This window comes from Amycolatopsis umgeniensis, assembly GCF_014205155.1.
In the GTDB taxonomy this organism is placed as follows: domain Bacteria; phylum Actinomycetota; class Actinomycetes; order Mycobacteriales; family Pseudonocardiaceae; genus Amycolatopsis; species Amycolatopsis umgeniensis.
Map to the genome: position 1 here is coordinate 2127087 of NZ_JACHMX010000001.1, position 23445 is coordinate 2150531.

The following is a 23445-nucleotide window of genomic DNA, read 5'->3' on the forward strand; positions in this document are numbered from 1 at the left end:
TCAGCAGTCTCCCCGGGTCAGCAGGACGCCTGCCGGGTCGTCACCGGTGATCTCCTCGCCCCGCAACCACGTGCTCCGCACGACGCCGGCGAGCGGGCGTCCGTGATAGGCGCTGACCGGGTTGCGGTGCTTCAATTTCGCGACGTCGACGACGAAAGCCTCGTCGGGCGCGAACACGCTGAAGTCGGCGTCGTAGCCCGGCGCGAGGTGGCCCTTGCGGCGCATCCCCGCCTGCGCGGCCGGATGTTCGGCCATCCAGCGGACGACGTCGGCGAGCCCGAATCCGCGCTGGCGCGCCTGCGTCCAGACCGCGGGCAGACCGAGTTGCAGCCCGGCGATCCCGCCCCAGGCGAGCCCGAAATCGCCGCTGTCGAAGCGTTTCAGCTCCGGTGTGCACGGCGAATGGTCGGTCACGACGCAGTCGATGACGCCGTCCGCGAGGCCCTGCCACAGCAGTTCGCGGTTCCCGGCCTCGCGGATCGGCGGGCAGCATTTGAACTGCGTCGCCCCGTCGCCGATCTCCTCCGCGGTGAAACTCAGGTAGTGCGGGCAGGTCTCGGCGGTCAGCCGGACGCCGTCGCGCCGCGCGCTCTCCACCATGGGCAGCGCGTCCGAAGAGGACAGGTGCAGGATGTGCGCGCGCACCCCGGTCTTCCTGGCGAGCTCGATGACCTGCGCGATCGCGACGTTCTCCGCGCCGCGCGGGCGCGAGTGCAGGAAGTCTTCGTATTTCTCGCCGTGCGGGTCGGGCGCGTGATCGATCGCGTCGGAGTCCTCCGCGTGCACGATGATCATGCCGTCGAAGGTCCGCAGTTCGGTCATCGCCTCTTCGAGCCCGCGCGCGTCGAGCGGCGGGAACTCGTCGACGCCGGAATGCAGCAGGAACGATTTGAAGCCGAACACCCCGGCCTCGTACAGACCCCGCAGATCCGCCAGATTGCCCGGGATCGCGCCGCCCCAGAACCCGACGTCGACGTGCACGCGGCCCTCGGCGGCCTTGCGCTTCACCTCCAGCGCCGCGACGTCGACCGTCGGCGGCAGGCTGTTCAGCGGCATGTCCACGATCGTGGTGACCCCGCCCGCCGCGGCCGCGCGGGTCGCCGAGGCGAAACCCTCCCACTCACTGCGGCCCGGATCGTTGACGTGCACGTGGGTGTCCACGAGACCCGGCAGCAGGACGACGTCTCCGCCGAGTTCGAGCACCCGATCGCCGTCCAGCACGGCTCCGGCCGGCTCCACCGCGACGATGCGGCCGCCTTCGACGCCGACCGTCGCGGGTACCTCTCCGGCGGCCGTCACAGCTCGAGCAGCCTTGATCACCAAGTCCATAGATACTCCCAATTTCCACTGAGTGGAATCGAGGTTTCGCACTCCGACATTAACTCTGGCCACCGTGCTCGTCAATGAGCGTCAGCGGCGCTACCTTCGCTTGGTGCAGTTAGAAGCCGAGTTCACCAGCGAACCGTTCCACGGCGAGGGTCCGCCACCCGAGCATGCCGTCAAAGCCCGCGACATGGCGGAAGACGCGGGCCTGTCCACCGAATTCGGCCCGCTCGGCACCCTCGTCCGCGGCGACGCCGACACCCTGCTCGACGCGCTCCCCGCCATCGCCAGGGCGGCACTCGACGGCGGCGCGACCCGCGTGACCCTCCAGCTCCGCCAGATCGGCGAAGGCTCGAGCGAGCCCGCCGTCGAACTGCACAGCGCGCTCGCCCGGCTCATCGGCGACGTCGAACGCGAACTGGGCGGCAAACTCGACACCCTCGACCGCGCCGCCAAGCAGCGCGCGGTGCGGCTGCTCAAGGAACGCGGCGCTTTCGGCCTCCGCAAATCGGTGTCGACCGTCGCCGAGGCACTGGGGGTCACGAGGTTCACGGTCTACAACTACCTCAACCGCGACCAAGACTGAAGGCCCTTTTCAACAAAATGTTGACGGAGACGGAAGCGTCGCCGTACCGTCAGTTCCCGTGCCGCTCACCATTCGAGAGTTCGACCAGGCACCCGCACAGGACGTCCGGCCGGTGCTGACAGCCTGCCTCGACGTCCCACGCTGGGTGGAAACCCTGCTGGCCAGGCGCCCTTACGGCGATCTGGCCGCCTTGCTCGCCGCATCCGAGGCGCTCACCCCACTGCGCCCCGACGAGGTCCGGCGAGCGATGGCCGCCCATCCCCGGATCGGGGAGAAAACAGGCGGCGAAAGCACCGAAGCCGGCTGGTCGCGCTCGGAACAGTCCGGTGTGGACGGTGCCGCGGCGCGCGAGTTCGCCGCGGCCAACGCCGAGTACGAAGCGATGTTCGGGCACGTGTTCCTGGTCTGCGCGAGCGGCCGGAGCGGCGCCGAACTGCTGGAGAACCTGCGTTCGAGGCTCTCGAACGATCCGGAGAAGGAACTCGAAGTGGCAGGCCAAGAGCTGGCCGCGATCGCCGCGCTGCGGCTGGAAAAGGCGGTGACGTCATGAGCCTGGTGACCACGCACATCCTCGACACCGCCGCGGGACGACCGGCGGCCGGCGTCGGAGTCCGGCTCGAAACCGGCGCGGGCGACCCCGTCGCCGAAGGGCGGACCGACGCCGACGGCCGGATCCGCGACCTCGGCCCGGAAACCCTGGACCCCGGGGTGTACCGGCTGGTCTTCGACACCGGCGCCCACCTCGGCCCGGACTCCTTCTTCCCCGAAGTCACCCTGACCTTCCGCATCGCCGACGGGACCGAGCACCACCACGTGCCGTTGCTGCTGAGCCCGTTCGCCTATTCCACCTATCGAGGGAGCTGATCGCCCGTGGCCATCACCCTGGGCCCCAACCAGTACGGCAAGGCCGAAGTCCGGCTCGTCACCGTGCGGCGCGAAGGCACCGTCCACCACCTCAAGGACCTCACCGTTTCGACGTCGCTGCGCGGCGACCTCGCGGCCACACACCTCACCGGCGACAACGCCGACGTCGTCGCGACCGACACCCAGAAGAACACCGTCTACGCCTTCGCCAAAGAGGCCCCGGTCGGCGAGATCGAGGACTTCGCCCTGCGTCTCGGACGGCATTTCGTCGACTCGTTCGAACACATCTCCGGCGCCCGGGTCCTGATCGACGAGCACGGCTGGAACCGCATCTCCGGGCACGACCACGCGTTCTCCCAGGCGGGCAGCGAAAAGCGCACGACCGCGGTGACCATTCAGGACGGTCAAGCCTGGGTTGTGTCCGGTTTGGACGATCTCGTCGTGCTCAAGTCGACCGGTTCGGAATTCCACGGCTTCCCGCGCGACGAGTACACGACGCTGGCCGAGACGAACGACCGGATCCTGGCGACCGCCGTGACCGCGCGCTGGCGCTACCAGGGCGACGGGATCGACTGGGCCACGAGCCACGCCGAAGTCCGGCGGATCCTGCTGGAGACCTTCGCGGACAAGCACAGCCTCTCCCTGCAGCAAACGCTGTACGCGATGGGAGAGGCTGTGCTCAACGAACGGGAAGAGGTCGCCGAAGTCCGGCTCTCGCTGCCGAACAAGCACCACTTCCTGGTGGATCTGTCGCCGTTCGGGCTGAAGAACGACAACGAGGTCTTCTACGCCGCCGACCGTCCGTACGGCCTGATCGAGGGTGTGGTCCTCCGCGATGACGCGGAGGACGCCGGTCTGGCCTGGCACACCCTCGCCGCCTTCTAACCGCGGAACTTCGCTCGCCCGCGTGCCGGCTTCGGGTGTCGCGAAAGCCACTTTCGAGACGTCTGATGTCCCGAAAGTGGCTTTCGCGACACCGCCGCACAACCCGGCCAGACTGCCTGACTGCGTGCGAGGCCGCCCGCCTGCACCTTCCCCACCAGCCACGCGACCCCGCCGCACAACACGTTGCGAAAGCCACTTTCGCAACCTTCAACGTTGCGAAAGTGGCTTTCGCGACACCGCCTGCCCGCAGACAGCACCGAACTGAGCCGAGGCCCTCGCTACGGAGCAGGAACCGGCAGCGGCATCCCGGGGACGCTCTGGTCGGCGGGAACGACCCCGTCGACCAGGTAGGCGTCCACGATCTTGTCCACGGCCGGGTTACCGTCGGCGTAGAGCCCGTGGTCACCCTCACCCGTCACGGTCAGCATCCGCGAATTCGCGAACCCGGCGTGTGCCCGCCGGGCGCCCTCGATCGCCGTGCCCGGATCGTGCTCGGACTGGACGATCAGCACCGGCGGCACTCCCTTGCCGTCCAGTTTCGGCAGCGGACGCGGTTGCTTGTCCCAGAACAGGCAGACCGACGCGTTCAAAGTGCCACCGCCCGCCATGAGCAGACCGCGGTCGAGGTTCCGCTGGGAATCGCGGATCAGCGACTCGCGGGTGCCGACGAAGCGCCCTTCGCCGCAGAGGGTGTTCCAGAAGGTGGCGTCCCCCGCGTCGGAGAAGTCACCCGCGGCGTCGAAAGCTGCCTTGGCGCCGGCCTTCGCTTGCGGGTTTTCCATCGCGTCCCGGACCTTGACCATCAGGTCGGCCAGTGCCGGGAAACTCGCCTTCTTGTACAGCAGGTAGACCATGACCGACTCGAGCTGCATCGGTCCCTTCCCGTCCATCGGGTTGCGGGACAAGGCGTAGCGGACTCGTTCATAGGTCTGCCGAACCTCTTCGCCGCTGGTGCCGAAGTGGTACTTGGCGTCGTAGCGCGCCATCCACGGCAGGAAGTCCTGCCGCCAGCGCCGCTCGAAGCTGACCGGCTGCCGGTTGAACGAGTTCTGCCACGTCGTGGTGAACTCCGTCGAGGAGTCCAGCACGAACCGCCCGGTCCGCTGGGGGAACTGCTGCGCGTAGTGCGCCCCCAGCCAGGTGCCGCCCGAGTACCCCACCCAGTTGATCTTCTCCCGGCCGAGCAGCACCCGGAGCAGGTCGAAATCCTTGATCGTCTGGTAGGTGGTGATCAGCGGCCCGAGTTCGCCACCGGCGGACTGACAGGACTTCGCCACGTGCTCCGCGTTGGCCAGGATCTGGTTCAGGTTGCGCGGATCCCGGTCACGCGGGTCCAGCTGCCGGACGAGGTCGGCGGTGCCCCGGCAGGTGACGTTGGTGCTCTTGCCCGTCCCGCGGACGTCGATGCCGATGACGTCCTGGTGTTCGCGCAGCTTGTCCTGCCCGCGGAACGTCACCGGGAACCAGCGGCCGGGGGCGCCCGGCCCACCAGGATTGGTGAGCACCGACGCCGTCGACGGTCCGGTCGACTTCATCCTGCTGACCGCGATGGTCAGGTCCTGCCGCTCGTTCGCGCGGTCCCAGTCGCGAGGGGTGCGATAAGACGCGCATTCGAGTCCGCCGATGTCGGTGCCCGGCGGCAACGTGACCAGCTCCTCCGCCGCGCAGGGATGCCAATCCAGTGTCTGGCCGGTGTAGCGGCCCGGGATGTTCGTCGTGTTCAGCGTGCTCGCCGAAGCCGGCAAGGCTCCGGCGAGCAGCCCGCCCACGACCACCGGGATCACCCCGGCGGTCAGTAGCCGTTTCATCTGCTGCCCCCTTTTTCCTCGGTTTCCCAACGGCTCCCGACGCTAGGGCCGGGCACACCACGCGAACATCGACCGCAGGTAGCGCCGGAAGGTGAACCAAGGGTTGAGGGACGGTTAGGACCGCGGCACAAGGCCCGCCGCGGCGGCTTTGCGCTGGAGTTCGTCCGAAGTGGTCGCGTTCCGCGCGTCCGGCGCCTTCGTGGACGCCGCGGCTGTCCCGCCCAGCGCCTTGAAGATCAGGTCGGCTTCGGCCTTCATCCCCGCCGCGTACGGGTGATACGCGACAGCGCGGAAGAGGTTGGTGTCCTTGCCGCTGACCCACGCCGCGTCACCGGAACAGGCGTCGTGACCGCGGCTCGGCCCGTAGGTGTCGATGTAGCGGGCGCCCTGTTTGCGGGCGGCGGTGGAGACGGCCTTGTTGAGCGCGCGCTCGACCTCGTCGGCCCAGGCGTAGTCGCCGTCGGCGAACGGGACCACGCTGGGGCAGTAACCCTTCGACGGCACGATCCTCGGGTACCCGACCAGCACGATGGTGGCGGCGGGCGAACGTTCCCGGACACCCTTGATCACGCGTTCGAGGTTCTTCTCGGTGTTCTTGAGCGCGGCGAGCAGCGTGTCCTTGCCGTTGATCGTGAAGTGGTCCTTGCACGGCGAGCCGGTCGGGTCTTCGTCGCGCAGCTCGGGGCAGGTGCCGATCAGGCTGCCGAAGACTCCGTAGTCGTTGCCGCCGATGCCGATGGTCACCAGATCGGTGTCCAGGGTCAGCGCGTCGAACTGCGCGGGCACCGACCCGAGCGCGAGGCTCGGCGAAGGCACCGTCTGCGGAGTGGTCATGTTCGTGGTGTCCGCCGACGAACAGCTGACGTCGGTGAAGGCGCCCGACTGGTAGTAGAGCCCGAGCTTGGTGGCGAGCCAGGCCGGGTAGTTGTTGTTCGACCGGAAGCACCAGCTCGCCTGCTGCCACGGGATCAGCGGACCCGCGGTGTACGAGTCGCCGAGCGCGACGTACTTGCGGAAGGACGGGGGCTCGGCGGCGCTCGCCGGTGTCCCCAAACTCACCAGGGAGACCACCGCCAGAAGCGTGGCGAGGACAAGTCGGGCGGTACGGCGCATGGCGACCTCGTGATCCGTCGTTGGACTACCGACCGATCCTGACAAGTTCCCACCTCCGTCCACAATAGAAGTGAGCATCTTTCACGTTTCAGGGGTGAGAACGCGACTTGATAGAACGCTCTATCATGTGGGCGTGACAGGAACGCGGGAACGCATCGTGAACGCCGGCGCCGAGCTGCTCAGGCGCAACGGATACACCGGCACCGGGGTCAAGCAGATCGTCGAGGCCGCGAAAGCGCCGTTCGGTTCGCTCTACCACTTCTTCCCCGGTGGCAAGGAGCAGCTCGGCGAGGAGATCATCCGTACCTCCGGGATGATGTACCTCGCGCTGTTCGAGATCTTCTTCGCCGAAGAGCCGGACCTGATCCACGGTATCGAAGCGTGCTTCGCGAGCGCCGCCGAGACGCTGCAAGCGACCGACTACGCCGACGCGTGCCCCATCGCGACGGTCGCGCTCGAGGTCGCGAGCACCAACGAGAAGCTGCGGATCGCGACGGCCGACGTCTTCACCGCCTGGATCGAGACCGGTACCGAGAAGCTGGGCAAGTACGGCCTCGGACCCGCGGCCGCGCGGCAGCTCACGATCGCGTTGGTGAACAGCCTCGAAGGGGCGTTCGTGTTGAGCCGATCGCTGCGTAACACCGAAGCGCTCGAGGTCGCGGGGCTGTCGTCGGTCGCGCTGGCACGCACGTTGCTCCCCGATGCGTGAAGCACCGACGGCCGGTTGCTGAACACCGGGGTTTCCCCGCAACGGACAACGACTTCCGGCCGACCTAGCGTTCGCCAGAGCCGAATTCCGTTTGGGGAGCACATGATCATCAGGAAGCTCGTGATCGGCACCATCGCGGCCGCCGCCCTGCTGACCGCGGGCGCAGTGCCCGCGTCCGCGGTCGAGGTCCAGCCGTCCACCCTCACCACGACCACCAGCAGCACCAAGATCGACGCCGGCAAGACCGTCACGATCTCCGGGAAGCTCACGAAACCCGACGCCACCCCGATCGCGGGCGCCGAGGTGGGCATTTCCTTCTGCTTCAACGGCTTCTGCGGCGAGGCCCAGGCCAAGCCGGTCACCGACGCCACGGGCGCGTACAGCGCGACCCTCACCCCGATCCGCACCGGCAACTTCCACGCCGACTTCTTCTCCGCCGACCCGGCGATCGCGGACTCGCGCGCCGACACCGCGAAGATCGTCGTGCTCCACCCGGCGAAGATCACGTCGTTCGCGGCGGGCCGCGGCGCGGCCAAGGCCGTGACCGGCTCCGGCACGATCGACTTCCCCGGCCAGTACACCGCGAACCCGATCCCGGTCGAGCTCCAGTACTTCTCGTTCAGCACCTATCGCTGGACCACGGCGGCGACGGTGGAAGCCACCTGGAACGGCACCACCTGGGCCTACGCGGCTTCGGCCGAACACCGCAAGCCCGGCGCCTGGCGGGCCTTCTACGCGGGCACGCCCGAGATGTTCCACGCGGCGGCGAGCGACCTCGTCTTCGTGCTCTGACTCGTTCCGTGAAGGCCTCCTTCCCTACTCTCAAGGTAGGGAAGGAGGCCTTCACGGACAGCTAGCGGGACGCGAGATACGCCCGCCAGTCGCCGACGGCCGTGATGTCCGTCAGGTCTTCGGAGTCCACAAAGGACGAACGCAGGACGGTCGCGAGGCAGGCCGCGCCGTCCTCCAGTTCGATGACCCCCAGCTCCAGTTCCGGTGGCTCCGCGGGGACGAGATGCTCCCGCAGGACCACGAGCGGCAGGTCGTAGACCTCTCCGACCACGGAGCCGGAACCGCCCGCGTGCATCGCCGGGAACCGGTCCCCCACCGAGAAGTAGTGATACTTCGGCGCGGATCGGGCGACGCAGCACAACGGCGCACCCTGCAGCTGTTCGTGCAGCGGGCCGCCGCGCATCCCGCCGCCGTTGAGGAACATCAGAACCACGACATGATCCCTTCGATTCCGAAGTACACCCCGAACACCGCGGCCAGCACCCCGAGGATCCAGCCGATCTCGCGGATCTTGCCCTTGCAGATCTTGATCAGCACGTAGGCGACCAGCCCGGCGCCGATGCCGTTGGTGATCGAATAGGTGAACGGGATCAGCGCGATGGTCAGGAACACCGGGATCGCGAAGTCCAGGTCCCGCCAGGGAATCCGCGCGCACTGGGCCATCATCATCCCGCCGATGACCACCAGCGCGGGTGCCGCGGCTTGCGCCGGGACGACCGCCGCGAGCGGGGTCAGGAACAGGGTCGCGGTGAACAGTCCGCCGGTGACGATGCTCGCCAGCCCGGTCCGCGCGCCTTCACCGACGCCCGCCGCCGACTCCAGGAAGACCGTGTTCGGCGCCGATCCGGTGACACCGCCCGCGAGCGCGCCCGCGCCGTCGACCAGCAGGATCCGGCCCATGCCTTCGACCTTGCCGTCCTTGACCAGCCCGGCCTCTTCGGAGACGGAGGTGATCGTGCCCATCGCGTCGAAGAACCCGGAAAGCACCAGCGTGAACAGGAACACCGCCGCCGTCACCGCGCCCGCCGACGCGAAGCCGCCGAAGAGGTCGATGTCCCCCAGCAGGCTGAAGTCGGGATGGGCGACGACCTGGTCGGGCACCTTGGGTTCGACCAGCCCCCAGCCCTCGACACGGAACACGCTGTTGACCAGCACCGCGAGCCCGGTCGCGACGGCGATGCTGATCAGCACCGCACCGGGTACGCCGCGGCTCACGAGCACGATCATCAGCAGCAGGCCGAGGCAGAAGATCGCGATCGGCCAGCCTTCGAGATGGCCGGCGATCCCCATCCGCACCGGCACGGTCGACTGCGCGGAGTCGGGTGTCCGCGTGACGAAACCGGCGCTGACCAGGCCGACCAGCGCGATGTAGAGCCCGATGCCGACGGTGATCGCGACCTTGAGCGGCATCGGGATCGCGTTGATGATCCGTTCCCGGACACCGGAAACGGCCATGAACACGATGCAGACGCCTTCGAGGACGACGAGCCCGAAGGCCTGCGCCCACGTCATGGTCGGCGCCATCTGGAAGGCGACGACACCGTTGACGCCGAGGCCCGCCGCGAGCGCCAGCGGCGCGTTGCCCACGAGTCCCATCAGGATCGTGGTGACGCCCGCCGCCAGCGCCGTCGCGGTGGTGATCGCCTCGGTGCTCAGCCGCGCGCCGGTGATGTCCGCCGACGCGCCGAGGATGAGCGGGTTGAGCAACACGATGTAGCACATCGCGACGAACGTGGTGATCCCGCCGCGCACCTCGCGGCCGACCGTGCTGCCGCGATGGGAGATCTTGAACCAGCGGTCGAGCCCGGACAGCCGCCTCGGCTCGGACGAGGGCAGGTGGGGACGCTCTGTACCTAATTGGGTCATGCCTACTCCACAACGTTGTGGGGCGGGAAGAAACTCAGTAAGCCTTCTTGTCGGGTTTCGACAGCCAGGCCTGGAAAGGCGCGAAAGAATCCGGAAGGGACAGTTGGCCGACGGGTAGTGACCAGGTCTCGCGCGGGCGGGAAAAGAGGTCGTAGAACTCACGGTCGTCGAAACCGGCCTCGGCCGCGTCGTGGCGGTCCGCGGCGTAGACGACCTTGCCGACGCGTGCCCAGAGCGCGGCGGAAAGGCAGAGCGGGCAAGGTTCGCAGGAGGTCACGAGGACGCAGCCGTCGAGTTTGTAGTCACCGATCGCCTGGCAGGCCGCGCGGATCGCGACCACCTCGGCGTGCGCCGTCGGGTCGAGTGTCGGCGTCACCTGGTTGGTCCCGGTGGCCAGTACCGAACCGTCCCGGACGATCATCGCGCCGAACGGGCCACCGCCGCGTTCGACGTTCGTGGTGGCCAGCTGGACGGCTTCGGCGAGCCATTTCTGCTCGCCGGATTCCGAAATGGACAGACGGGTACTCACGGATGTGCTCCTAGCTCGAAAAAGTACGGATATCAGGTGCCGGTGAGATGTTCGGGACGCACCGGGACACGAGGCAAGGCCAGCCCGGTGGCCGCCCGGATGGCCGCGACGATCGCCGGGGTGGCCGAGATCGTCGGCGGTTCGCCGACCCCGCGCAGACCATACGGCGCGTTCGGGTCGGGCCGCTCCAGGACGTCGATATCCATCGGTGGCATGTCCAGCACGGTCGGGATCAGGTAGTCGGTGAACGACGGGTTGCGGATCTTCCCGTCCACGGTCTGGATCTCCTCCATCACCGCGAGCCCGAGGCCCTGCGCGGAGCCGCCCTGGATCTGGCCGAGCACCGCTTGTGGATTGAGCGCCTTGCCGACGTCCTGCGCGCAATCGAGCGCGACGACCTTGATCAGCCCGAGTTCGGTGTCGACGTCCACGACCGCGCGGTGTGCCGCGAAACCGTACTGGACGTGCGCGTTCCCTTGCCCTGTCTCGGGATCGATGGGGGTCGTCGGGCGGTGGCGCCATTCGACGGTCTCGTCGAAGACCTCGTCGCCGAGGACGTCGGCGAGGTCCGCCAGCACACTGCCGTCCACCGAGAAGACCTTGTTCCCGACGACGGTCAGCTTCCCGTCCGACGCGAGTTTGCCCGCCAGGTGCTTGTGCAGCCCGGATCGCACCGCGACGCACGCGGCCTGGACCGCGCCACCGGTGACGTAGCTCTGCCGCGACGCCGACGTCGAACCGCCGTTGCCGATGTTGGTGTCCATCGGCAGGATGGTCACCTGCTCGATGCCGAGTTCGGTCCGGACGATCTGCTGCATGATCGTGACCAGGCCTTGGCCGACCTCGCAGGCGGCGGTGTGCACTGTCGCCGCGGGTTCGCCGCCGACGAGTTGCAGCCGCACGCGGGCCGTCGAGTAGTCGTCGAAACCCTCGGAGAAGCAGATGTTCTTGATGCCGACCGCGTACCCGATTCCGCGGACGACGCCTTCACCGTGCGTGGTGTTGGAGACGCCGCCGGGCATCCGGCGCAGGTCCAGGTCTTCGTGCTTCACCGGCAACGGCTTGGCGCGCAGGCGTTCCAGCAGTTCGGCGACCGGGGCGGCCGAGTCGACCACCTGACCGGTCGGCATGAGGCTGCCCTCCTCCATGGCGTTGCGGATCCGGATGTCGACCGGATCGACGCCACAGGCCTCGGCGAGCTTGTCCATTTGGGACTCGTACGCGAACCCCGCCTGCACCGCGCCGAAACCGCGCATCGCACCACAGGTCGGGTTGTTGGTGTACACGCCCCAGCAGTCGACCGAAGCACTGTCCACATTGTACGGTCCGACGCCGAGCGTGGCCGCGTTCGCGACCACCGCGCCGGTGGACGAGGCGTACGCGCCACCGTCGAGGTACAGCTTCGCCTTCACGTAAACGAGCCGGCCGTCCTTGTCCGCGCCGTGCTCGTAGTACATCTTCGCGGGGTGACGGTGCACGTGCCCGTAGAAGGATTCCTCGCGGTTGTAGACCATCTTGACCGGCTTGCCGGTGTGCAGCGCCAGCAAACACGCGTGGACCTGGATCGAAAGGTCCTCACGGCCGCCGAACGCGCCGCCGACCCCGCCGAGCGTCAGCCGCACCTTGTCCTTGGGCAGGCCCAGCGCGGCGACGATCTGCTGCTGGTCGACGTGAAGCCATTGCGTGGCGACGTAAAGGTCGACACCGCCTTCGGTGTCCGGGATCGCCATACCCGACTCGGGCCCGAGGAAGGCCTGGTCCTGCATGCCGACCTCGTAGACGCCGGACACCACGACGTCGGCCTTCACCGACTGGTCGCCGTGGCGGATCTTGGCGTACCGCACCACGTTCCCGCCGGGATGCAGCTCGGCACCCTCACCGGCGGCGGCCTTCTCGGAATCCGTCACCGGTTCGAGGACTTCGTAGGAGACCTTGATCCGCTTCATCGCGCGGCGCGCGGTCTCGGGGTGATCCGCCGCGACGAGCGCGACGGGCTCGCCCTGGTAGCGCACGACGTCGACAGCGAGCACCGGCTGATCGGAATGCTCCAGGCCGTACTTGTTCACGCCCGGCACGTCTTCGTGGGTCAGCACCGCGTAGACCCCTTGCACGGCAAGGGCGTCGGTGATGTCGACATCGGTGATCCGCGCGTACGGATGCGGGCTGCGCAGCGTGGCGCCCCACAGCATGTCCTCGTGCCACAGATCCGAGGAATAGGCGAACTCGCCGCGCACCTTGACCGTGCCGTCGGGCCGCCGCGGGCTCGTCCCCACCCCGTTGCCGGTGGTCTGCTTGGAGACTTCAGTGGTGGTCATACCGTCTCCCTCAGCCGGGCACTGGCCACGGCCAGTTCACGGGCGATCTCGTCTTCGGATTCCTCGCGCAGTGTCCCGCCGGTCACCACGGTCGCGCCGCCGACGAACAGGCGCGCGATCGGCGGGGTGGCGCCGAGTACCAGCGCGGCGACCGGGTCGGTGATCCCCGCGTAGTTCAGGCCGTTCAGATCCCAAACCGCGAGGTCGGCGAGCTTGCCGGTTTCGATCGAGCCCAGATCCTTCTCCCGGCCCAGGCAGCGCGCGCCGCCCATCGTGCCCATCCACAGTGCTTCGCGCGTGGTCAGCGCACGCGGCCCACCACGCTGCCGCGCCTGCAGCAGCGACTGGTGCAGTTCCTCCCCGAGGCCACCGGATTCGTTGGACGCGGCGCCGTCGACGCCCAGCCCGACCGCGACCCCGGCGTCGAGCAGTTGCCGGACCGGGGCGATCCCGGCGCCGATCCGCCCGTTCGACGTCGGGCAGTGCGCCGCGCCGGTTCCGGTGGCGCCCATCCGCCGGATCGCGTCCGGGGCGAGGTGGATCGAGTGCGCGAGCCAGACGTCGTCGGCCAGCCAGCCGAGCTTGTCGGCGTACTCGGCCGGGGTGCAGCCGACTTCGGCGAGGCACTGCTTCTCCTCGTCGACAGTCTCGGCGAGGTGGGTATGGAGACGGACTCCCTTGCGCCGCGCGAGTTCCGCGGCGCCGGTCATCAGCCGCTCGCTCACCGAGAACGGCGAGCACGGCCCGGCCGCGATCTGCAGATGCGCGCCCGCGGAGTCGTCGTGGAACCGGTCGATCGCGGCCTCGGTGCCGAGCAGCGCGGCCTCGGTCTCCTCGACGAGGTTGTCCGGCGGGAGTCCGCCCTGCGACTCGCCGCGGTCCATCGAGCCGCGGACGACGTGCAGCCGCACACCGACGCGGATCCTTGCCGCGGCGAGGGCTTCGACCTGGTCGCCGCCATCGCGCGGGAAGACGTAGTGATGGTCGGCGACCGTGGTGCACCCGGTGGTCGCGAGCCGCGTGAGGCCTGCCGTGGCCGCCGCGTGCGTGATTTCGGCGTCGAGCCTTCCCCAAATCGGGTACAGCGCGACGAGCCACTCGAAGAGCGTGTGGTCGGCGGCAAGACCGCGCGTGGCCCACTGGTAGAGGTGGTGGTGGGTGTTGATCAGCCCGGGTGTGACCAGGTATCCGGAACCGTCGACGCGTTCGTCGTACTCGCCTTCGGGTGCCTTCCCCGCGCCGACAGCCGCGATGCGGTCGTTCTCGATGACGACGTGGCCCGAAGCATGCTCCGTACCCGCGTGATCGACAGTGGCGATCGCGGCGTTCTCGATGACGGTCTTCACGCGGTCTCCCCCCTGGTCGCGGCCAGCCGGACGGCGTCGAGGATCTTCTCGTACCCGGTGCACCGGCACAGGTTCCCCGCCAGCGCCTCGCGGATCTCCTCGTCGGCCGGGTTTTCGACCCGGTTGAGCAGATCGTGCGCGGCCACCACGAGGCCAGGGGTGCAGAAGCCACATTGGACGGCGCCCGCGTCCACAAAGGACTGCTGGACTCGGTCGAGCTTGTCGCCGTCGGCGAGCCCTTCGACCGTGCGGACCTCACGACCCTCGACCTGACCGGCCGCGACCAGGCACGAACACACCGGGACCTCGTCGAGATACACCGTGCAGGAACCGCATTCGCCCTGTTCACAGGCGTTCTTGGAGCCGGGGAGACCGAGCCTCTCGCGGAGCACGTAGAGCAGGCTCTCACCCTCCCAGACGTCGTCGGCCTGGCGGGACTCGCCGTTGATCGTCACGTTCACGCGCACTCGCGTTCACCCTTCTGGAAGTCGTTCCACGCCCACGTCAGCGTCCGCCGCGCCAGGACGGACAACGCGTGCTTGCGGTAGTCGGCGCTGCCGCGGACGTCGTCGATCGGCGACGACGCCTGCGAGACCAGCTCGCCGAACCGGCGTTTGACCGAGTCCGCGATCGCCGCCTTGGTGGCCCAGGGAAGTTCGGCGGAGAGGAATTCTTCGGCGGCGGTGGCCCGGCGCGGGGTCGGGGCCGCCGAGCCGACGGCCGCGCGGATCTCGCGGGTGTCCAGGTGCAGGGCCAGCGCGAACGAGCAGACCGCGATCACCATCGCGTTGCGCGTCCCGACCTTGGCGAACTGCTGCGGGCCGACCGCGGCGGGCAGATACACCGCGGTGATCAGCTCGTCGGGCTCGAGGGCGTGGCGTTTGACGCCGAGGTAGAACTCCTCGGCCGGGATCCTCCGCGTCCCGCGCACCGACGCGGCCTCGACCTCGGCGCCGAGCACGAGCAGAACCGGATGGGTGTCGCCGGCGGGCGAAGCGGCGCCCAGATTGCCGCCGACGGTGCCGCGGTTGCGGATCTGCGGCGAGCCGACGGTGCGTGAGGCCATCGCCAACGCGGGCAGAACTTCACCCAGCTCAGCGATCACCCGGACGTAGGGCACGGACGCGCCGAGCCGGATCTCGCCGTCGGTCTCGGTCCACTCGGCGAGTTCGGTGACGCGGTTGAGATCGAGCAGCGCGCCGGGACGGCGGTGGTCGAAGTTGAGCTCCACCATGACATCCGTGCCACCCGCGATGGGCACCGCGTCGGGCCGCTCGGCCTTGACGGCGAGCGCCTCGGTCAGCGAGCTGGGGCGCAGGAAATCCACTCTCGGGCTCCTCGGTTCGGCGGTGTTCTGTGACGGCTGACTCAGTAGACGCCCTGCGCCCGTATGGCGGCAACGGTGCCGAAGCATGAAATCTCCCCTGCACGCGCCGGTCGTTTTGTGCTTTCCTACAAACCTGATGACGACCGTGAAAACTCTGCTCGCGCTTCCCGGGTTGCGCTTGCGTGTGCGTGCCGGGACGGCGCTGCTCGACCGTCCGGTGTCCCGGATCTTCGTCACGGAACTGCCCGATCCCGGGCGGTACGTGTCGGCGGGCGAGCTCGTCCTGAGCGGGTTGCTGTGGTGGCGCGGGCCGGGTGATTCCGAGGCCTTCGTCGCCGCGCTGGCGAAGGCCGGGGCCGTGGCACTGGCGGCTTCCGGAGCGGATTCCGACGGGATCCCCGAAGACCTCGTCGAAGCCTGCACACGACACGGGATCCCGTTGCTGGAAGTGCCGACGGACCTGTCGTTCTCGGTCGTCACCGAACGGGTCGTGCTGGCGTTGGCGGCGGCGGGCGAAGGCGCTCGCAAACGTTTGCTTTCAGCCGCGACCGAGGACGCGTCGGTGGAAACGCTGCTGGACAGGGCCCGCGCCGAGATCGGCCTCCCCTGCTGGGTGGTGCCCGCCGTCGCCCCGGCCGATCTGGTGCGGCGCTTCGTCGCCGCGGGCGGGCGCACCCTGGAGTCCGGCGACGTCTCCGTCCGGCCGGTCGGCGGCAGGCAGGCGTTGCCATGGCTGCTGGCGATCGGCGGCGCGCTGACCTCGGCCCAAGCGGAGATCGCGGAGGAACTCGCCGGACTGATCGGACTAGCGCGCACGCGGGCGGACGAGGTCCGCGCGGTCACCGACAGGGTGCTCGAACCGTTGCTGACCGCGCTCGACGAGGGGAGCGATCCGCACGCGGCGCTGACCGCGACCGGGCTGCGCGGTGATCTGCGCGTCGTCGTCGCCCGCACCGAAGGTTCCGAGGCGGCACGCGGCATCCTGACCGAACTGCTGCCGCCCGGCGCTCTCGTCGGGCCGGCCGGGGAAACGACCTGGGCGGTGGCCGAGGACGACGGCGAATGGCCGGAGGACTGGCCAGCCACGGTGACCGCCTCACTGTCCACAGTGGAGTCGCTGCTGCCTTGCCGCCGGGTGCTGATCGGGATCAGCGACCGTTCCCCGGTTTCGGTACTGCGGGGCGCGAAAGAGGTCGCGCGCTACGCGCTGGCCGCGGCGGCGGAACGGCCGGGCACGATCGAGGTCGTCCCCGGCGGCGAGATCGGCATGCACCGGCTGCTGCTGGCGGGCGCGCCCGACGAACTGCGGGCGGCGCTGCGGCGGCGGGTGCTGGGCCCGCTGCTGAGCTACGACGCCGAGCAGGGCACCGATCTGGTGCACACCCTGCGCGTCTTCCTCGAATGCTCCGGCTCGCCGACGCGGGCCGCGCGGGCGCTGCACGTCCACGTCAACACGTTGCGGTACCGGATCGGGCGGGCGAGCGAACTGCTCGGCGCCGATCTGACCGAGTTCACCGAACAGCTCGACGTCTATTTGGCCTTGTCGGCAGGGAGCTGAAATGGGCATCACCTCGGCGAAAGAAGCCGCCTACGACCCGCGTGTGGTCGCCTTCGGACGGATGATGGGCGCCGCGAACCGGCTCGAATACCTGCTCGGCCGCGCGCTGGAGGCCGAATGCGGGATCTCGCATCTGATGTTCGAGGTCCTGCTGATCGTCGGCAGGGCGGGCGAGGCCGGGATGAGCATGCGCGCGATCGCGCAGGAGCAGGTGCTGACCACGGGCGGCGCGACCAGGCTGGTCGACCGGATGACAACACTCGGGCTGGTCGTGCGCGCCTCCGACGCCGAAGACCGGCGCGTGCAACTCGTGCGGCTGACCGAGAAGGGCGAGGAGACGACCGTCCGCGCCGCGCGGGTGCACGTCGAGAACATCCAGCGGCTCTTCCTCGACCCGCTGCCCGCCGGCCATCGCGAACAGTTCGCGCTGGACCTGCGGACCCTGAGCCATTCCGCCCGTGACGCACTTCCCAGGCTCCGGTAGGAATATCTGACTGGTCAGGCGTCGTTGGATCCCGTCATGAGGCTCATCTATGTCTTCGACGCGTATTGCGGCTGGTCCTACGGCTTCGCCAGGACCATGGCCGACGTCGCGCACCGGCATCCGGACCTGCCGGTCGAAGTGGTTTCCGGCGGTCTGTTCCTCGGCGGGCGCCGGGTGCCGATCCGGCAGTTCGGCTACGTCCAAGGGGCCAACGCCGAGATCACCCGCCAGACCGGGGCGCCGTTCGGGGAGAGCTACGAGCGGCTCATCGCGGACGGCGAGTTCGTCATGGACTCCGAGGCCGCCGCTCGCGGGATGGCGGCGTTGCGCGAAGTCGCGCCGGACCGCGCGGTGCGGCTCGCGGCCTTGCTGCAGGAAGCTTTCTACCTCGATGGACTGAGCCTTTCCGAAGTCTCGACGTATCGGATGGTCGCGCGGCGAGCGGGTCTGGACGAGGACGCCGTCGAGGCCGCGCTGGACGGGGTGCCCGCGGCGGCCGATTTCCAGCGGGCGCGGGAGTTGGGGGTCACCGGGTATCCGACGTTGCTGGCCGACGACGGGGAGCAGGTCGTGACCCTCGTCGCCGGGAACGCGAGCGCGGACGAAGTGGAGCGGCGGATCGGCGCGCTGGTTCCCTAAACTTCGACTCATGCCCATCTCTGCCGTACTGCGACCAGCCACGCCCGCGGATGCCGACGCCGTCGCGCGAATCTGGTACCAGGGTTGGCAGGACGCCCATCTCGGCAACGTGCCCGACGAACTCGTCCGGGCCCGCACTCGCGATTCGTTCTGGGACCGGGCGGGGAACCGTGTCGGCGACACGACCGTCGCGCTGATCGACGGCGAGGTGGCCGGATTCGTGATGGTCGTCGGCGACGAGGTCGAGCAGGTCTACGTTTCTTCGGGTCATCGTGGAAGCGGTGTGGCCGGAACCCTGCTCACGGAAGCCGAACGTCTGGCGGCCGAGGGCGGGCATTCCCGCGCCTGGCTCGCCGTGGCGCCGGGAAACGCGCGGGCGCGGCGGTTCTACGAGCGTCGCGGCTGGGCGGACGAGGGCGAGTTCGACAATCAGGCGTCCGGTCCGGATGGGCCGATTTCGGTTCCCTGCAGGCGTTACGTGAAGACGCTCACCGGCTAGCGGCCAGCACCGCCGCGAGGCCCTCTCGAAGGTCTTTGACGAAATACTCGGGGACCTCCAGCGAAGGGAAATGTCCCCCGGTTTCGGGCGACCTCCACCGGACGATCTGCCGGTACCGCTCCTGTGACCAGGCACGCGGATACTTCTCGATGTCGCGGGGATAGATCGTGACCGCCGACGGGACGTCGACCCTGAGTTCGGGGTCGAGCGAGTTGTGGCTTTCGTAGTAGATGCGGGCGGAGGACGCGCCTGTCCGCGTCAGCCAATACAGGGTGACGTCGTCGAGGACGCGGTCCCTGGAAATCGTCTCGAACGGGCTGTCCCCGGTGTCCGACCACTCGGCGAACTTGTCGAGGATCCAGGCGAGGAGCCCGACCGGCGAGTCGACGAGCGAGTAGCCGATGGTCTGCGGCCGGGTCGCCTGCTGCTTCGCGTACGCCGCGCGGTGGCGCCAAAAATGATGGGTTTCCTCGGCCCAGCCTCGCTCGACCGCCGTCAGTCCGTCCGTCGTCGACCCGGGCAGCCCTTGCGCGAACGTCGTGTGGATGCCGAGGACGTGCGCAGGGAACCTTCCGCCGAGAACCGTGGTGATATTGCCTCCCCAGTCGCCGCCGTGGGCCAAGAACCTGTCGTAACCGAGCCTTCCCATCAGTTCCACCCACGCGGCCGCGATCTTTTCGGTCCCCCACCCGGTGGTGGCCGGCTTGTCGCTGTACCCGAAGCCCGGCAACGACGGGACCACGACGTGGAACGCCGGCGCGTCCGCGTCTCCAGGGTCCGCCAGCTCGTCCACCACATCGACGAACTCGGCGACACTGCCCGGCCAGCCGTGCGTCAAGACCAGCGGAGTGGCGTCCGCGCGCGCGGATCGGCGATGCAGGAAGTGGATTCCGAGACCATCGATGGTCGTGCGGAACTGACCGATCCGGTCCAAGCACGCTTCGAACGACCGCCAGTCGTACCCGGTGCGCCAGTAGTCCACGACATCGACGAGGTCGGCCAGAGGAACCCCCTGGTCCCACCGGCGAGGGTCGGGCGCGGCGCGATAGACCGTCTCGACCTCCGGTAGCCGCGCCGCGGCCAATCGCGCGTGCAGATCCTCGAGGTCAGCGTCAGTCGCACGGGCTTCGAATGCCTGCACGTCGCTGGTTGATCGGGGCATGAGACCTCCTGAATGTCGCGGAACCGGCTAAGACGGTTCTAACAGGTCTTCCCGACGAAGCGCAACCGGCTAAGGTGGTTCCATGCCCGCAGAGTTCCCCGACTTCCGCCTCGGTAGCGTGTTGGCGACCAGCTTCACGGCGACCCTGACGGAGCGTCAGGGCGAGGCCGTCGAGCGCATCCCCGCACCTCACCGGCTCGTCGACTGGCTGGCGATAAACGGCCTCGCCGTCGACTCGTGCACCACCGACCAACTCGACCTCGCCCGAGAACTGAGGGAGTCGATCCACGCCGCCGCGACAGCGGCCGCGACACAAGAGCCCCTTCCCGCTTCCGTCGTCCAGGTCATCAACGACCGCAGCATCCAGGGCCGGGCCGCGGCCGTCCTGACCCCCGAGGGCAATCGACGATGGAGGCTCAGCTCGACTTCCCGCGTGGAAGACGCCCTCAGCGTGATAGCCGCCGACGCGATCAGCATCATCTCGGGCGAACGTGACGGGAAATTGGCCTTGTGCGCATCGCCCACCTGTCGTGCCGCTTTCTTCGACACCAGTCAGAGTCGAAGCCGGAAATGGTGTGACATGAACACTTGCGGGAATCGCCAGAAGAAGGCGCGGTTCATCGCCAATCAACGGAAGAATGCGGGATCGGCGGAGTGATACGCCTGATTGCGTATCCCGAGGTGACAGGCCCAAGCGTCGGCGTTCGATGTCACGTCGGGTAGCAGCGGCTTTTTGGCAGATTCACCCGTCAGTGGTGAATCCGCCGGTTGCGTTGTTGCTTAAAATTACGAACACCTGTTCGACAGATGTGCGGTATTGTTGTGGGGTGTCCGAGACCTTTCTTCCCGAGTTGCCGCAGGAGCTGTGGCGTGCTGGCAAGCTGGAGCTTGCTCATGGCGTGCTGCAGTTCCTGCAGATGATGCGGATCGCCTCCGCCGGGTTGGGGCGGTATCTGGCGGAGGTCGAGTCCCGGGGCGCGAAAGACCTCTACGGCTACGGCAGTACGGCGGCATGGTTCGCTGACGTGGCCGGACTGTCGCGGGGTGAGGCCAGCCCGATCGTGACTCAAGCGATCGCGCTGAACCCGACGCGTTCGTTGGACGGCACCGAAGTTCCCGCCATCGCGCCCGCTACCGGCGTGGCCGCTGCTGAGGGCGCGATCGGAGAGCAGCGGATCAAGCAGATCCTGGAGATCCTGGCCCGGATCCCGTCGGATGTGTCGGTGGAGGATCGAGAGTGCGCGGAGAAGACCCTCGCCGATCTGGCTCGCGACGCCGGGCCCCGGCAGGTGTCGAAGCTCGGGGACAACCTGCTCGCCTGGCTCAACCCCGACGGCAACGAACCCAAAGACCCCGAACCCAAGCAGCCCTGCCGTGAAGTCACGCTGGAACGGCGCAAGGACGGGTTCTGGACACTGAACGGCCTCCTCGACGACGAACTCGGTGCCCGCACCGCCGCAGCCCTCGAGGCCTACGCGACACCACGCCCGGTGGACGAATCCGGCCAAGCCGATATACGCACCAAAGCCGAACGCCAAGGCGACGCCTGGGCCGAACTCCTGGACTTAGCGGTCGCCTGCCCCGACCAGCCCGGAACCAACGGCTACCGGACTCTCGTGCACGTCACGATCGGCCTGGAGGAGTTGAAGACCGGGCTCGGCACCGCCTGCGTGGACTTCATCGGCACCATGACCGCCCGCGAAGCCAGGATGGCCGCCTGCGATTGCCTGATGTTGCCGGTCGTGCTCAGTGCGTCGGGTGAGCCGCTGGATGTGGGACGGTTGAAGCGGTTCGTCACCCCAGCCCAACGCCGAGCCCTCAACCTCCGCGACGGAGGCTGCGCCTTCCCCGGCTGTCATCGGCGGCCGCGGAACTGTCACGCTCATCATATTGATCACTGGGCAGACGGCGGGCCCACGGATCTTCGGAACCTGGTGTTGCTCTGCGGTTTCCATCACCGGCTGATCCATCACGGGGACTGGCAGGTTCGGATGGCGGCGGATGGGTTGCCGGAGTTCATTCCGCCCCAGTATCTGGACCCGTTACGACGAGCCCGGCGCAACACCCTCCACCGCGCCACCGCCTGACCCGAGGAGCCCGCCGCCCCCACCGGCGACGGGCCCCTCGGCATGCCCACACCACCCAAGAGCCGACCAGCTCTTGATCAACGGAAGACTAAGACCACCCAGATGCCGCGAAAACCGATCCTCCGACAGAAGCACACCCGATCGCGACCAGGACTTCGTCCGAACCATGGCCGCCTGCGACCGCCTCATACTCCCCATCGTGCTGAACGCGGCGGGTGAGCCACTGGACGGCAGTTCGTCACCCCCGCCCAACGCCGAGCCCTCAACATCCGCGACCGAGGCTGCGCGTTCCCAGGCTGTCATCGACGGCCGCGGAACTGCCACGTGAGCTTGCCCCGGGGTGGCGGACACCGTCAGAGTGGTCTGGGTGACCACGGGAGGTTGTTCGGATGGCCAGCACGTTCTCTCGGGAGTTCAAATCACAGATTGTGGAGTTGTTTCGACAAGGAGGCCGGACGTTCAAGGACATTGCCGAGGAGTTCGATCTGTCGGCGACGACTGTGTCGAACTGGGTACGCGAGGATGCCAATTCACGAGGGAAGCTGTTGTCCGAGGTTAGCTCCAAGGGTGACGACAAGAACGACAAAGCAGAAATCGTGGCCCTGAAACGGCAATTGCAGCAGAAAGAGGAAGAGCTGGAGATCCTGGGAAAAGCATTGGCCTTCTTCGCACGCCGCAAGGAGCAGTAGCCATCTACGGCTGGATTCACGCGGAGAAGGCCCGCAATCCGTCACGCTCGGTCAGCATGATGTGCCGGGTTCTCGGCGTTTCCCGCTCCGGTTTCTACGACTGGCGACGTCGGCTGGCGGGGCCGCCTTCGCCGCGCCTGGTCGAGGACCGCGCATTGCTCGAGCGCATCACAGCCCTGCACGACAAGCTCGGTTCCTACGGTGCACCGCGCATCCATCAAGAGCTCGTCCGGGCCGACGTTCGCGTGGGCCGGCGAAGGGTCGCGAGGTTGATGCGAGAGCACAACATTCGTGCTGTTCGAGGGAAACGTAAGGCCAGGCCTCGCGCGGCACCGCCAGTAAGACGGCCCGAGGTCAAGGATCTGGTCCGCCGGATCTTCGATCGCCCACGTCCGAACATGCTGTGGTTCACCGACCTCACGAGAAGCCGGGATGATGGCATCCATCGGGCAAAACCACAGCGCACTCGACAACGCTGCCATGGAATCCTGGTTCGGATCGTTCAAAATGAGGCCCTACACCCATATCCGCAACCGAAAACAAACAACGAAGCACGGCAAATACTGCTCCGATACATCAATTTCTACAACAACACGAGACTGCACTCTTCACGCGGCTACCAAACCCCGGTAGCCTACGAGACAGCACACGCCCACCTGTCCGTCTGACCGGGGCAAGTTCAACGCCCACCACATTGATCACTGGGCAGACGGCGGCCCCACCGACCTCCGCAACCTCGTACAGCACTGCGGGTTCCACCACCGACTGATCCACCACGGGGACTGGCAAGTCCGCATGACAGCCGACGGGTTACCGGAGTTCATCCCGCCGCAGTATCTGGACCCGTTACGAAGACCCCGGCGC

General features: G+C 68.0%; 25 protein-coding genes and 2 pseudogenes. 16 read left to right on the forward strand and 11 right to left on the reverse strand.

Going from position 1 to position 23445, the window contains the following annotated elements; translation table 11 throughout:
• Positions 1 to 1329 (reverse strand): allantoinase AllB, encoded by a 1329-nt coding sequence (allB, locus tag HDA45_RS09430; RefSeq protein ID WP_184893780.1) that lies wholly within the window; start codon positions 1327 to 1329, stop codon positions 1 to 3.
• Positions 1330 to 1432: 103 nt separating this feature from the next.
• Between allB and HDA45_RS09435 the strand changes: the two genes are divergently transcribed.
• From HDA45_RS09435 to pucL, 4 genes are read left to right on the forward strand one after another with little or no spacing between them, the layout of a single operon-like run.
• A complete protein-coding gene (locus HDA45_RS09435; RefSeq protein WP_184893782.1) occupies positions 1433 to 1909 on the forward strand; it encodes a helix-turn-helix domain-containing protein in 477 nt (158 codons plus the stop codon).
• 58 nt (positions 1910 to 1967) lie between these two features.
• A complete protein-coding gene (gene uraD, locus HDA45_RS09440; RefSeq protein WP_184893784.1) occupies positions 1968 to 2459 on the forward strand; it encodes a 2-oxo-4-hydroxy-4-carboxy-5-ureidoimidazoline decarboxylase in 492 nt (163 codons plus the stop codon).
• Positions 2456 to 2773 carry a hydroxyisourate hydrolase gene (gene uraH, locus HDA45_RS09445; RefSeq protein WP_184893786.1) on the forward strand — a complete coding sequence of 106 codons (318 nt, stop codon included), beginning with the start codon at positions 2456 to 2458 and terminating at the stop codon, positions 2771 to 2773. The genes uraD and uraH overlap by 4 nt, the downstream gene beginning before the upstream one ends.
• Before the next feature lie 6 nt (positions 2774 to 2779).
• Positions 2780 to 3658 carry a factor-independent urate hydroxylase gene (gene pucL, locus HDA45_RS09450; RefSeq protein WP_184893788.1) on the forward strand — a complete coding sequence of 293 codons (879 nt, stop codon included), beginning with the start codon at positions 2780 to 2782 and terminating at the stop codon, positions 3656 to 3658.
• 278 nt (positions 3659 to 3936) lie between these two features.
• On the opposite strand, the gene HDA45_RS09455 is transcribed toward pucL, so the two are convergent.
• A complete protein-coding gene (locus tag HDA45_RS09455; protein WP_184893790.1) occupies positions 3937 to 5466 on the reverse strand; it encodes an alpha/beta hydrolase in 1530 nt (509 codons plus the stop codon).
• A gap of 114 nt (positions 5467 to 5580) precedes the next feature.
• Positions 5581 to 6579, reverse strand: a complete 999-nt coding sequence (locus HDA45_RS09460; protein WP_184893792.1) for an SGNH/GDSL hydrolase family protein — start codon at positions 6577 to 6579, stop codon at positions 5581 to 5583.
• Between the two features lie 133 nt (positions 6580 to 6712).
• Here HDA45_RS09460 and HDA45_RS09465 point away from each other — a divergent pair, with 133 nt between their 5' ends.
• Together HDA45_RS09465 and HDA45_RS09470 are read left to right on the forward strand one after the other, a co-directional pair.
• Positions 6713 to 7288 carry a TetR/AcrR family transcriptional regulator gene (locus tag HDA45_RS09465; protein WP_452039137.1) on the forward strand — a complete coding sequence of 192 codons (576 nt, stop codon included), beginning with the start codon at positions 6713 to 6715 and terminating at the stop codon, positions 7286 to 7288.
• Between the two features lie 102 nt (positions 7289 to 7390).
• Positions 7391 to 8080: a hypothetical protein gene (locus tag HDA45_RS09470; protein ID WP_184893794.1), complete on the forward strand. Its 690-nt coding sequence runs from the start codon at positions 7391 to 7393 to the stop codon at positions 8078 to 8080.
• Positions 8081 to 8141: 61 nt separating this feature from the next.
• Here the strand turns inward: HDA45_RS09470 and HDA45_RS09475 are convergent, their stop codons facing one another.
• Genes HDA45_RS09475 through HDA45_RS09505 form a run of 7 tightly spaced genes read right to left on the reverse strand, consistent with a single transcriptional unit; the run spans position 8142 to position 15463 of the window.
• Entirely contained in the window at positions 8142 to 8513 is a 372-nt protein-coding gene (locus HDA45_RS09475; RefSeq protein WP_184893796.1) for an allophanate hydrolase-related protein, read from the reverse strand.
• Positions 8504 to 9946, reverse strand: coding sequence for an NCS2 family permease (locus HDA45_RS09480; protein WP_184893798.1), 1443 nt, complete (start codon positions 9944 to 9946; stop codon positions 8504 to 8506). Before HDA45_RS09480 ends, HDA45_RS09475 begins: the two co-directional genes overlap by 10 nt.
• A gap of 34 nt (positions 9947 to 9980) precedes the next feature.
• Positions 9981 to 10475, reverse strand: coding sequence for a deaminase (locus HDA45_RS09485; RefSeq protein WP_184893799.1), 495 nt, complete (start codon positions 10473 to 10475; stop codon positions 9981 to 9983).
• A gap of 32 nt (positions 10476 to 10507) precedes the next feature.
• Positions 10508 to 12790: a xanthine dehydrogenase subunit D gene (pucD, locus tag HDA45_RS09490; RefSeq protein WP_184893801.1), complete on the reverse strand. Its 2283-nt coding sequence runs from the start codon at positions 12788 to 12790 to the stop codon at positions 10508 to 10510.
• Positions 12787 to 14136, reverse strand: coding sequence for an 8-oxoguanine deaminase (locus HDA45_RS09495; RefSeq protein WP_184893803.1), 1350 nt, complete (start codon positions 14134 to 14136; stop codon positions 12787 to 12789). Before HDA45_RS09495 ends, pucD begins: the two co-directional genes overlap by 4 nt.
• A complete protein-coding gene (locus HDA45_RS09500) occupies positions 14133 to 14603 on the reverse strand; it encodes a (2Fe-2S)-binding protein (RefSeq protein ID WP_020630622.1) in 471 nt (156 codons plus the stop codon). Before HDA45_RS09500 ends, HDA45_RS09495 begins: the two co-directional genes overlap by 4 nt.
• A complete protein-coding gene (locus HDA45_RS09505; protein ID WP_184893805.1) occupies positions 14594 to 15463 on the reverse strand; it encodes an FAD binding domain-containing protein in 870 nt (289 codons plus the stop codon). The genes HDA45_RS09500 and HDA45_RS09505 overlap by 10 nt, the downstream gene beginning before the upstream one ends.
• A gap of 136 nt (positions 15464 to 15599) precedes the next feature.
• On the opposite strand from HDA45_RS09505, the gene HDA45_RS09510 reads away from it, so the two are divergent.
• Genes HDA45_RS09510 through HDA45_RS09525 form a run of 4 tightly spaced genes read left to right on the forward strand, consistent with a single transcriptional unit; the run spans position 15600 to position 18643 of the window.
• Positions 15600 to 17021: a PucR family transcriptional regulator gene (locus tag HDA45_RS09510; protein WP_184893807.1), complete on the forward strand. Its 1422-nt coding sequence runs from the start codon at positions 15600 to 15602 to the stop codon at positions 17019 to 17021.
• 1 nt (position 17022) lies between these two features.
• The gene (locus HDA45_RS09515; protein ID WP_184893808.1) at positions 17023 to 17505 is read left to right on the forward strand and encodes a MarR family winged helix-turn-helix transcriptional regulator; all 483 of its coding nucleotides are present in this window, start codon (positions 17023 to 17025) and stop codon (positions 17503 to 17505) included.
• A gap of 36 nt (positions 17506 to 17541) precedes the next feature.
• Positions 17542 to 18144, forward strand: coding sequence for a DsbA family protein (locus tag HDA45_RS09520; protein WP_184893810.1), 603 nt, complete (start codon positions 17542 to 17544; stop codon positions 18142 to 18144).
• A gap of 10 nt (positions 18145 to 18154) precedes the next feature.
• A complete protein-coding gene (locus HDA45_RS09525; protein ID WP_184893813.1) occupies positions 18155 to 18643 on the forward strand; it encodes a GNAT family N-acetyltransferase in 489 nt (162 codons plus the stop codon).
• Here HDA45_RS09525 and HDA45_RS09530 read toward each other — a convergent pair.
• Positions 18633 to 19805 carry an epoxide hydrolase family protein gene (locus tag HDA45_RS09530; protein WP_184893815.1) on the reverse strand — a complete coding sequence of 391 codons (1173 nt, stop codon included), beginning with the start codon at positions 19803 to 19805 and terminating at the stop codon, positions 18633 to 18635. The genes HDA45_RS09525 and HDA45_RS09530 overlap by 11 nt on opposite strands.
• An 82-nt stretch (positions 19806 to 19887) precedes the next feature.
• On the opposite strand from HDA45_RS09530, the gene HDA45_RS09535 reads away from it, so the two are divergent.
• The 6 genes and pseudogenes from HDA45_RS09535 to HDA45_RS42330 all read left to right on the forward strand — a co-directional run.
• Positions 19888 to 20463 (forward strand): CGNR zinc finger domain-containing protein, encoded by a 576-nt coding sequence (locus tag HDA45_RS09535; RefSeq protein WP_184893816.1) that lies wholly within the window; start codon positions 19888 to 19890, stop codon positions 20461 to 20463.
• Between the two features lie 169 nt (positions 20464 to 20632).
• Positions 20633 to 21892, forward strand: a complete 1260-nt coding sequence (locus HDA45_RS09540; RefSeq protein WP_184893818.1) for a DUF222 domain-containing protein — start codon at positions 20633 to 20635, stop codon at positions 21890 to 21892.
• Positions 21893 to 22043: 151 nt separating this feature from the next.
• A pseudogene (locus tag HDA45_RS42325) lies at positions 22044 to 22216 on the forward strand (HNH endonuclease); the annotation flags it as partial.
• A gap of 65 nt (positions 22217 to 22281) precedes the next feature.
• Positions 22282 to 22581, forward strand: a complete 300-nt coding sequence (locus tag HDA45_RS09545) for a transposase (protein ID WP_184893820.1) — start codon at positions 22282 to 22284, stop codon at positions 22579 to 22581.
• A gap of 59 nt (positions 22582 to 22640) precedes the next feature.
• A complete protein-coding gene (locus HDA45_RS43220) occupies positions 22641 to 23249 on the forward strand; it encodes an IS3 family transposase (protein ID WP_378316458.1) in 609 nt (202 codons plus the stop codon).
• A gap of 13 nt (positions 23250 to 23262) precedes the next feature.
• Positions 23263 to 23445 (forward strand): annotated as a pseudogene (locus HDA45_RS42330) (HNH endonuclease signature motif containing protein); the annotation flags it as partial.

What these genes read in the sequence shown, in the direction of transcription:
- allB (WP_184893780.1), bottom strand. Translation starts at nt 1,329, where the DNA reads ATGGACTTGGTGATCAAGGCTGCTCGAGCTGTGACGGCCGCCGGAGAG.
- uraH (WP_184893786.1), top strand. Translation starts at nt 2,456, where the DNA reads ATGAGCCTGGTGACCACGCACATCCTCGACACCGCCGCGGGACGACCG.
- HDA45_RS09455 (WP_184893790.1), bottom strand. Translation starts at nt 5,466, where the DNA reads ATGAAACGGCTACTGACCGCCGGGGTGATCCCGGTGGTCGTGGGCGGG.
- HDA45_RS09460 (WP_184893792.1), bottom strand. Translation starts at nt 6,579, where the DNA reads ATGCGCCGTACCGCCCGACTTGTCCTCGCCACGCTTCTGGCGGTGGTC.
- HDA45_RS09470 (WP_184893794.1), top strand. Translation starts at nt 7,391, where the DNA reads ATGATCATCAGGAAGCTCGTGATCGGCACCATCGCGGCCGCCGCCCTG.
- HDA45_RS09480 (WP_184893798.1), bottom strand. Translation starts at nt 9,946, where the DNA reads ATGACCCAATTAGGTACAGAGCGTCCCCACCTGCCCTCGTCCGAGCCG.
- pucD (WP_184893801.1), bottom strand. Translation starts at nt 12,790, where the DNA reads ATGACCACCACTGAAGTCTCCAAGCAGACCACCGGCAACGGGGTGGGG.
- HDA45_RS09510 (WP_184893807.1), top strand. Translation starts at nt 15,600, where the DNA reads ATGACGACCGTGAAAACTCTGCTCGCGCTTCCCGGGTTGCGCTTGCGT.
- HDA45_RS09515 (WP_184893808.1), top strand. Translation starts at nt 17,023, where the DNA reads ATGGGCATCACCTCGGCGAAAGAAGCCGCCTACGACCCGCGTGTGGTC.
- HDA45_RS09520 (WP_184893810.1), top strand. Translation starts at nt 17,542, where the DNA reads ATGAGGCTCATCTATGTCTTCGACGCGTATTGCGGCTGGTCCTACGGC.
- HDA45_RS09525 (WP_184893813.1), top strand. Translation starts at nt 18,155, where the DNA reads ATGCCCATCTCTGCCGTACTGCGACCAGCCACGCCCGCGGATGCCGAC.
- HDA45_RS09530 (WP_184893815.1), bottom strand. Translation starts at nt 19,805, where the DNA reads ATGCCCCGATCAACCAGCGACGTGCAGGCATTCGAAGCCCGTGCGACT.
- HDA45_RS09535 (WP_184893816.1), top strand. Translation starts at nt 19,888, where the DNA reads ATGCCCGCAGAGTTCCCCGACTTCCGCCTCGGTAGCGTGTTGGCGACC.
- HDA45_RS09545 (WP_184893820.1), top strand. Translation starts at nt 22,282, where the DNA reads ATGGCCAGCACGTTCTCTCGGGAGTTCAAATCACAGATTGTGGAGTTG.
- HDA45_RS43220 (WP_378316458.1), top strand. Translation starts at nt 22,641, where the DNA reads ATGTGCCGGGTTCTCGGCGTTTCCCGCTCCGGTTTCTACGACTGGCGA.